The sequence below is a fragment of the Pseudomonas sp. NPDC087346 genome, from assembly GCF_044744235.1.
Taxonomy (GTDB): Bacteria; Pseudomonadota; Gammaproteobacteria; order Pseudomonadales; family Pseudomonadaceae; genus Aquipseudomonas.
On the sequence record NZ_JBIUXX010000065.1, the window covers coordinates 1 to 8,200 of the forward strand.

Annotated in this window: 7 protein-coding genes; all 7 read left to right on the top strand. The window is 57.7% G+C overall.

What is annotated here, in order from left to right; translation table 11 throughout:
- Positions 1-280 precede the first annotated feature (280 nt).
- Complete coding sequence (locus tag ACIOZM_RS26635; protein ID WP_401219368.1) at positions 281-661, top strand: glutamine amidotransferase; 381 nt, start codon at positions 281-283, stop codon at positions 659-661.
- Between the two features lie 94 nt (positions 662-755).
- The gene (locus ACIOZM_RS26640; protein WP_401219371.1) at positions 756-2,114 is read left to right on the top strand and encodes a glutamine synthetase family protein; all 1,359 of its coding nucleotides are present in this window, start codon (positions 756-758) and stop codon (positions 2,112-2,114) included.
- 56 nt (positions 2,115-2,170) lie between these two features.
- Positions 2,171-3,535, top strand: coding sequence for an aspartate aminotransferase family protein (locus ACIOZM_RS26645; RefSeq protein WP_401219373.1), 1,365 nt, complete (start codon positions 2,171-2,173; stop codon positions 3,533-3,535).
- A gap of 171 nt (positions 3,536-3,706) precedes the next feature.
- Positions 3,707-4,819, top strand: coding sequence for a polyamine ABC transporter substrate-binding protein (locus ACIOZM_RS26650; RefSeq protein WP_401219376.1), 1,113 nt, complete (start codon positions 3,707-3,709; stop codon positions 4,817-4,819).
- A gap of 187 nt (positions 4,820-5,006) precedes the next feature.
- The gene (locus ACIOZM_RS26655; protein ID WP_401219379.1) at positions 5,007-6,104 is read left to right on the top strand and encodes a polyamine ABC transporter substrate-binding protein; all 1,098 of its coding nucleotides are present in this window, start codon (positions 5,007-5,009) and stop codon (positions 6,102-6,104) included.
- Between the two features lie 67 nt (positions 6,105-6,171).
- Positions 6,172-7,314, top strand: coding sequence for an ABC transporter ATP-binding protein (locus ACIOZM_RS26660; protein WP_401219381.1), 1,143 nt, complete (start codon positions 6,172-6,174; stop codon positions 7,312-7,314).
- 35 nt (positions 7,315-7,349) lie between these two features.
- Positions 7,350-8,200, top strand: an 851-nt coding sequence (locus ACIOZM_RS26665) for an ABC transporter permease subunit (RefSeq protein WP_401219437.1), incomplete at its 3' end; no start/stop codon positions are given.

The window sequence follows — 8,200 nt, forward strand, 5'->3', positions numbered from 1 at the left end:
ATGATGCAACACCTTTGTTGTTAAAAATATCAATCATTGATCTTTTCTGGTTTCAGTCAACCCGAACGGCCTGCCGAAGTCAAGCGAGGCCTTTTTTGCCCTAAAAAAGCGCCGTGAGGGCATTTATGGGGCACTTTAGGGCGTTTTTTAGCACTTGGGACGCTTGGCACCCGCAGGCTTGAGCAGGCCGTGTTGTATTTTTTACGGGGGTGTTGTGTAAAAAAATGAACAAGGCTAAGCTCCGATCAAACCCATAACAGCAATAATACCGGGGTGCTTCATGTCTCGCCTGCCGTTAATCGGCGTCACCGACTGCTCCGTGCAGTCCGGTCTGCATGCTTATCACATCAGTGGCGACTCGTCCGTCCGTATCGCAGCCGACAAGGCCTGCGACCTGCCGCAATCGCTCTCGCATTCGGCGGCAAAAACGGCAACGTCCGATATTCTGGACGCACAGGATGGCACCCTCTTTACCGATTTCCCTTCCAATATAGATCGCTTTCTCTCCCGCAGCCTGAGCCGTGCGCGCCGACGTGTCCATTGCGTTGCTCACGATTCTGCACGGTCGGCTGTATGTGTTGAGAGTGCACGGGAAATGCAACGCCAGCGTAAAGGGCAGGTAAGCTCCTCTTTCATTGTCTTCGCGCGGTGCCAGGCATAGGCCGGCATTCGCGCAAGCAAGCCCTTTATCGCGACGCCCCGGCGTCAAATTTTGCCTGACACCCGGTGTCAGGAGACTCAGCCCAGAGGCATTTATGAGTACCAACCTCGACCAGCTCACCGATTGGTTGAAAGACCACAAGATCACAGAAGTCGAATGCATGATCGCCGACTTGACCGGCATCACGCGCGGCAAGATCTCGCCGACCAACAAGTTCAACGCCGAAAAAGGCATGCGCCTGCCAGAGAGTGTTCTGTTGCAGACCGTGACCGGCGATTACGTCGAAGACGACATCTATTACGAACTGCTCGACCCGGCTGACATCGACATGATCTGCCGCCCCGACCAGAACGCCGTGTACCTGGTGCCATGGGCCATCGAGCCGACCGCTCAGGTGATTCACGACACTTATGACAAGCAAGGCAACCCGATCGAGCTGTCGCCGCGCAACGTCCTGAAGAAAGTCCTCAAGCTGTATGCCGACAAGGGCTGGCAGCCAATCGTCGCGCCGGAAATGGAGTTCTACCTGACCAAGCGCAGCGACGACCCCGACTATCCGTTGCAGCCGCCAATCGGTCGCTCGGGCCGTCCGGAAATCGGTCGTCAGTCGTTCTCCATTGAGGCCGCCAACGAATTCGATCCGCTGTTCGAAGACGTCTATGACTGGTGCGAACTGCAGGAGCTGGATCTAGACACCCTGATCCACGAAGACGGCACCGCGCAGATGGAAATCAACTTCCGTCACGGCGATGCACTGTCGCTGGCCGATCAGATTCTGGTGTTCAAACGCACCATGCGTGAAGCCGCGCTCAAGCACGACGTGGCCGCTACCTTCATGGCCAAGCCGATGACCGGTGAGCCGGGCAGTGCCATGCACTTGCACCAGAGCATCATCGACATCGAGACCGGCAAGAACGTGTTCTCCAATGAAGACGGGACCATGAGCCAGTTGTTCCTGCACCACATCGGTGGTTTGCAGAAACTGATCCCCGAGCTGTTGCCGCTGTTCGCACCGAACGTCAACTCGTTCCGCCGCTTCCTGCCGGACACCTCGGCACCAGTGAACGTCGAGTGGGGCGAAGAGAACCGCACCGTGGGCCTGCGTGTACCGGATGCCGGTCCGCAGAACCGTCGGGTGGAAAACCGTCTGCCGGGCGCCGACGCCAACCCGTACCTGGCGATTGCCGCGAGCCTGCTCTGCGGCTACATCGGCATGGTCGAAGGCCTGAACCCGAGCGCGCCAGTGGTTGGCCGTGGTTACGAGCGCCGCAACCTGCGCCTGCCACTGACCATCGAAGACGCGCTGGAACGCATGGAAAACAGCACCACCGTCGAAAAATACCTGGGCAAGACTTTCATTACTGGCTACGTCGCGGTCAAGCGGGCCGAGCATGAAAACTTCAAGCGCGTGATCAGTTCGTGGGAGCGTGAGTACCTGCTCTTCGCCGTCTGATGCGCCAGGCGCGACGGTCATACGTCGCGCCTTCACCGATAACAAGGAGAATTGGCATGACCAGCAACAACCCGCAAACCCGTGAGTGGCAAGCACTCAGCAATGATCATCACCTGGCCCCGTTCAGCGATTTCAAGCAATTGAAAGAGAAGGGCCCGCGGATCATCACCAATGCCAAGGGCGTGTACCTCTGGGACAGCGAAGGCAACAAGATCCTCGACGGCATGGCCGGGCTGTGGTGCGTGGCCATCGGTTACGGGCGCGATGAACTGGCCGATGCCGCCAGCAAGCAGATGCGCGAACTGCCTTACTACAATCTGTTTTTCCAGACCGCGCATCCACCTGCGCTGGAACTGGCCAAGGCCATCGCCGACGTCGCGCCAGAAGGCATGAACCATGTGTTCTTCACTGGTTCCGGCTCCGAAGGCAACGACACCATGCTGCGTATGGTTCGCCACTACTGGGCGATCAAGGGCCAGCCGAACAAGAAAGTCATCATCAGCCGCAAGAACGGTTATCACGGTTCGACCGTGGCCGGCGCGAGCCTGGGCGGCATGACTTATATGCACGAACAGGGCGACTTGCCGATTCCGGGCATCGTCCACATTGCCCAGCCGTACTGGTTCGCCGAAGGCGGCGACATGTCCCCTGAAGAGTTCGGGATCTGGGCAGCCAATCAGCTGGAAGAAAAAATTCTCGAAGTCGGCGTGGATAACGTCGGTGCCTTTATTGCCGAGCCGATTCAGGGGGCTGGCGGCGTGATCATTCCGCCTGACAGCTACTGGCCGCGGGTGAAAGAGATCCTCGCCAAGTACGACATTCTGTTCGTCGCCGACGAAGTGATCTGCGGTTTCGGCCGTACCGGTGAGTGGTTCGGTAGCGATTTCTACGACCTCAAACCCGACATGATGACCATCGCCAAGGGCCTGACTTCCGGCTACATCCCTATGGGTGGCTTGATCGTTCGTGACACGGTGGTGGCAGTGCTTAACGAAGGCGGCGATTTCAACCACGGCTTCACCTACTCCGGTCACCCGGTGGCGGCAGCGGTGGGTCTGGAAAACATCCGTATCCTGCGTGAAGAAAAAATTATCGAGAACGCGCACAACGAAACGGCACCGTATTTGCAGAAACGTCTGCGGGAACTGAATGATCACCCGCTGGTGGGTGAAGTTCGCGGTGTTGGTCTGTTGGGGGCCATTGAGCTGGTGCAGGACAAGGCCACTCGCAAGCGTTACGAAGGCAAGGGCGTCGGCATGATCTGCCGTCAGTTCTGTTTCGATAACGGGCTGATCATGCGCGCTGTCGGCGACACCATGATCATCGCGCCGCCGCTGGTTATCAGCAAAGCGGAGATCGATGAGCTGGTAACAAAGGCACGCAAGTGTCTGGACCTGACCCTCAGTGTGTTGCAGGGCTAGGTGCTAGGCTTCGGGCGGGGGAGCTGCGGCGCTCTCGCTCGAAGATGTCAGAAAGGCTGGTCTTTCCTTGAAAGACCGCCTCGGATCTTGCCAGACTAGTCGCGGTTCCAGTTGTCCGGGTTCGGCCGCTGAACAAAGTGGTTCAAAAAAGAAAAATTTGGAGCATTACGCATGAAGGCATTAGGCAAAAAGCTCGCTGGCAAGACTCTGCTCGCCATGTCCCTGATGGGAATCATGGCGGCTGCGGCTCAGGCGGACGACAAGGTGCTGCACGTCTACAACTGGTCCGACTACATCGCTCCGGACACCATCAAGAAGTTTGAAGACGAGTCGGGCATCAAGGTCGTCTACGACGTCTTCGACAGCAACGAAACCCTCGAAGCCAAACTGCTCGCAGGCAAGTCCGGCTACGACATCGTCGTTCCGTCGAACAACTTCCTCGCCAAACAGATCAAGGCCGGTGTCTACCAAAAGCTGGACAAGTCCAAGCTGCCTAACTGGAAAAACCTGAACCCGGATCTGCTCAAGGCCGTTTCGGTCAGTGACCCGGGCAACGAACACGCCTTCCCGTACATGTGGGGCTCGATCGGTATCGGTTACAACGCCGAGAAGGTCAAGGCTGCACTGGGTGCCGACGCACCTGTCGATTCGTGGGATCTGATCTTCAAGCCGGAAAACGCGGCCAAGCTGAAATCCTGCGGCATCAGCCTGCTCGACTCGCCAACCGAGATGATCCCGGTGGCGCTGCATTACCTGGGTCTGCCAACCGACAGCCAGAAGAAAGAAGACATCGACAAGGCTGAAGCGCTGATCATGAAGGTTCGTCCTTCGATCGCTTACTTCCACTCGTCCAAGTACATCTCTGACCTGGCCAACGGCAACATCTGCGTAGCCGTCGGTTACTCGGGTGATATCTATCAGGCCAAGTCCCGCGCTGCCGAAGCCGGTGACAAGGTCAAAGTCAGCTACAACATTCCGAAAGAAGGTGCAGGCAGCTTCTACGACATGGTCGCCATCCCTAAAGATGCCGAAAACGTCGAAGGCGCCTACAAGTTCATGACCTTCCTGCAGAAGCCGGAAATCATGGCTGCAATCACCAACGCCGTACGTTTCCCGAACGGTAACGCCGCTGCAACCCCACTGGTCGATAAAGACATCACCAGTGACCCGGGCGTTTATCCACCGGCTGATGTACTGGCCAAGCTGTACGCGATTGCCGACTTGCCGGCCGCGACTCAGCGGATCATGACCCGCAGCTGGACCAAGATCAAATCCGGTAAATAAGCCGGTTTGAAGCAACAACCGCTGGCCGTCGTCCCTGCGAGGGCGGTTAGCGGAATAATTAAATGACAGAAAGTTTTGCTGGAACGGTTTTTCGAGGGTAAGTTGCGCGCCGGTTTTGTTGCCGGGCAGCCATGGCTGTCATGCAGCGCTGGGCAACTTGGGCCCAACTAATTTAGAGGACCTCCACTTGCCTATTTTTTCTTTGTTGCGCAATGCATTGCTGGCCACTGCTGGCCTGACGTTCGTCGTCGGCGCCCAGGCTGCCGGTACCGTGCATATTTATAACTGGTCGGATTACATCGGCGAGACCACGCTGGCCGACTTCCAGAAAGACACCGGGATCAAGCCGGTCTACGACGTATTCGATTCCAACGAAACCCTGGAAGGCAAGCTGCTGGCGGGCCGCACCGGTTACGACGTGGTTGTGCCGTCGAACCACTTCCTCGGCAAGCAGATCAAGGCCGGGGCTTTCCAGAAGCTCGACCGCAGCCAGTTGCCGAACTACGCGAATCTCGATCCGGTGCTGCTCAAGCGCCTGGAGCAGAACGATCCGGGCAACCAGTACGCCGTACCGTACCTGTGGGGCACCAACGGCATCGGTTACAACGTCGACAAGGTCAAGGCTGTGCTCGGCGTCGACAAGATCGATTCCTGGAGCGTGCTGTTCGAGCCGGAAAACATCAAGAAGCTGCACAGCTGTGGCGTAGCGTTCCTCGATTCGGCGGATGAAATGATGCCGACCATGCTCAACTACATGGGCCTGAACGCCAACAGCACCAATCCTGAAGACTACAAGAAGGCCACCGCCAAGCTGCTCGCAGTGCGTCCGTACGTGACCTACTTCCACTCTTCGAAATACATCGGTGACCTGGCTAACGGCGACATCTGCGTGGCGATCGGTTTCTCCGGCGACATCTTCCAGGCCAAGCACCGCGCCGAAGAAGCCAAGAAAGGCGTGAACATCGCCTACTCGATTCCGAAAGAGGGCGGCGCGCTGTGGTTCGACATGCTGGCGATTCCGAAGGACTCGTCAAACGTCAAAGAGGCCCACGCCTTCATCAACTATTTGCTGAAACCTGAGGTGATTGCCCAGGTCAGTGATTACGTCGGTTATGCCAACCCCAACCCGGGGTCGGACAAGCTGATGGAGCAGTCCATCCGCACCGATGAAGCGGTTTATCCGCCGCAAGCAGTCCTCGACAAGACCTACGTGTCGACCGAGTTGCCACCGAACATTCAGCGTTTGATGACCCGTAGCTGGACCAAGGTCAAGACGGGCAAATAAGGCACAAACTATCCTGGGTTCGTCTTGCGTGGACGGACTGCATTGTTTTTTTCTGGGAGTTTCGTAAATGGCAGTTGCCTCCGGCGCCTATAAGAAAGCCCTCGAGGGCGACCAGACACCTAAACAGGTGTTGGTCAAAATCGACCGGGTCACGAAGAAGTTCGACGAGACGATTGCCGTGGACGATGTGTCCCTGGAAATCAAAAAGGGCGAGATCTTCGCTCTGCTCGGCGGTTCGGGATCGGGCAAGTCCACCCTGCTGCGGATGCTGGCAGGGTTCGAACGGCCCACGGAGGGGCGCATTTTCCTCGACGGCGTCGACATCACCGACATGCCGCCGTACGAACGTCCGATCAACATGATGTTCCAGTCGTACGCCTTGTTCCCGCACATGACCGTGGCGCAGAACATCGCCTTCGGCCTCAAGCAGGACAAGATTTCGTCTTCCGAAGTCGATGCCCGCGTCGCCGAAATGCTCAAGCTGGTACAGATGAGCCAGTACGCCAAGCGCAAACCGCATCAACTGTCTGGCGGTCAGCGTCAGCGTGTGGCGCTGGCGCGTTCGCTGGCCAAGCGGCCGAAACTGCTGCTGCTCGACGAACCGATGGGCGCACTGGATAAAAAACTGCGTTCGCAGATGCAGCTGGAACTGGTGGAAATCATCGAACGCGTAGGGGTGACCTGCGTAATGGTGACTCACGACCAGGAAGAGGCCATGACCATGGCCGAGCGCATCGCGATCATGCACCTGGGCTGGATCGCTCAGATCGGCAGCCCGATCGACATCTACGAAACCCCGACCAGCCGTCTGGTCTGCGAATTCATCGGCAACGTCAACATCTTCGAGGGTGAAGTGATCGACGATGCGGAAGGCCACGCGACCATCACCTGCAAGGATCTCGACCGGCAGATCTACGTCGGCCACGGCATCAGCACCTCGGTGCAGGACAAGTCGGTCACTTACGCGATTCGTCCGGAGAAGCTACTGGTCACCGCCGAAATGCCGACCTGCGAGTACAACTGGTCGAGCGGCAAAGTGCATGACATCGCCTACCTCGGCGGTCATTCGGTGTTCTACGTCGAATTGCCGAGCGGCAAACTGGTGCAGTCGTTCGTGGCCAACGCCGAGCGTCGCGGCGCGCGTCCGACCTGGGGCGATCAGGTTTACGTGTGGTGGGAAGACGACAGCGGCGTGGTACTCCGCTCATGAACATGCGCAAATTCAAACGCCGCCTCAATCGAATAATCCCCAATGGCCGGCAGCTGGTCATCGGGGTTCCGTTCATCTGGCTGTTTCTGTTCTTCATGCTGCCGTTCTTCATCGTTCTGAAGATCAGCTTCGCCGAAGCCGACGTGGCGATCCCGCCGTACACCGAGATCTACACGTACGCCGAGCAGAAGCTGCAACTGCTGCTGAACCTGGGCAACTACGCGATGCTGGCGGGCGACGAGTTGTACATCGCCGCTTACCTTGGCTCGCTGAAGATGGCGTTTTTCAGCACGCTGTTGTGCCTGTTGATCGGCTACCCGATGGCTTACGCCATCGCCACCGCCCGTAAAGAGATGCAAACGGTGCTGGTGCTGCTGATCATGATGCCGACCTGGACCGCGATCCTGATCCGCGTTTACGCGTGGATGGGCATCCTCAGCAACAACGGGCTGCTCAACGGTTTCCTGATGAGCATGGGCTTTATCGATGAGCCGCTGCAGATCCTCAACACCAACCTCGCGGTGTACATCGGCGTCGTCTATTCGTACCTGCCGTTCATGATCCTGCCGCTGTACGCCAACCTGGTGAAGCACGATCACAGTCTGCTGGAAGCCGCTTCCGACCTCGGTTCGAGTACCTTCAACAGCTTCTGGAAAATCACTATTCCGCTGTCGAAGAACGGGATCATTGCCGGCTGCATGTTGGTGTTCATCCCGGTGGTGGGCGAGTTCGTGATCCCGGAACTGCTCGGCGGCCCGGAAACCCTGATGATCGGTAAAGTGCTCTGGCAAGAGTTCTTCAACAACCGTGTCTGGGCGGTTGCGTCCGCGCTGGCGGTGGTGATTCTTGCTTTACTGATTGTGGCGATCATTGTGTTCATCCGCAG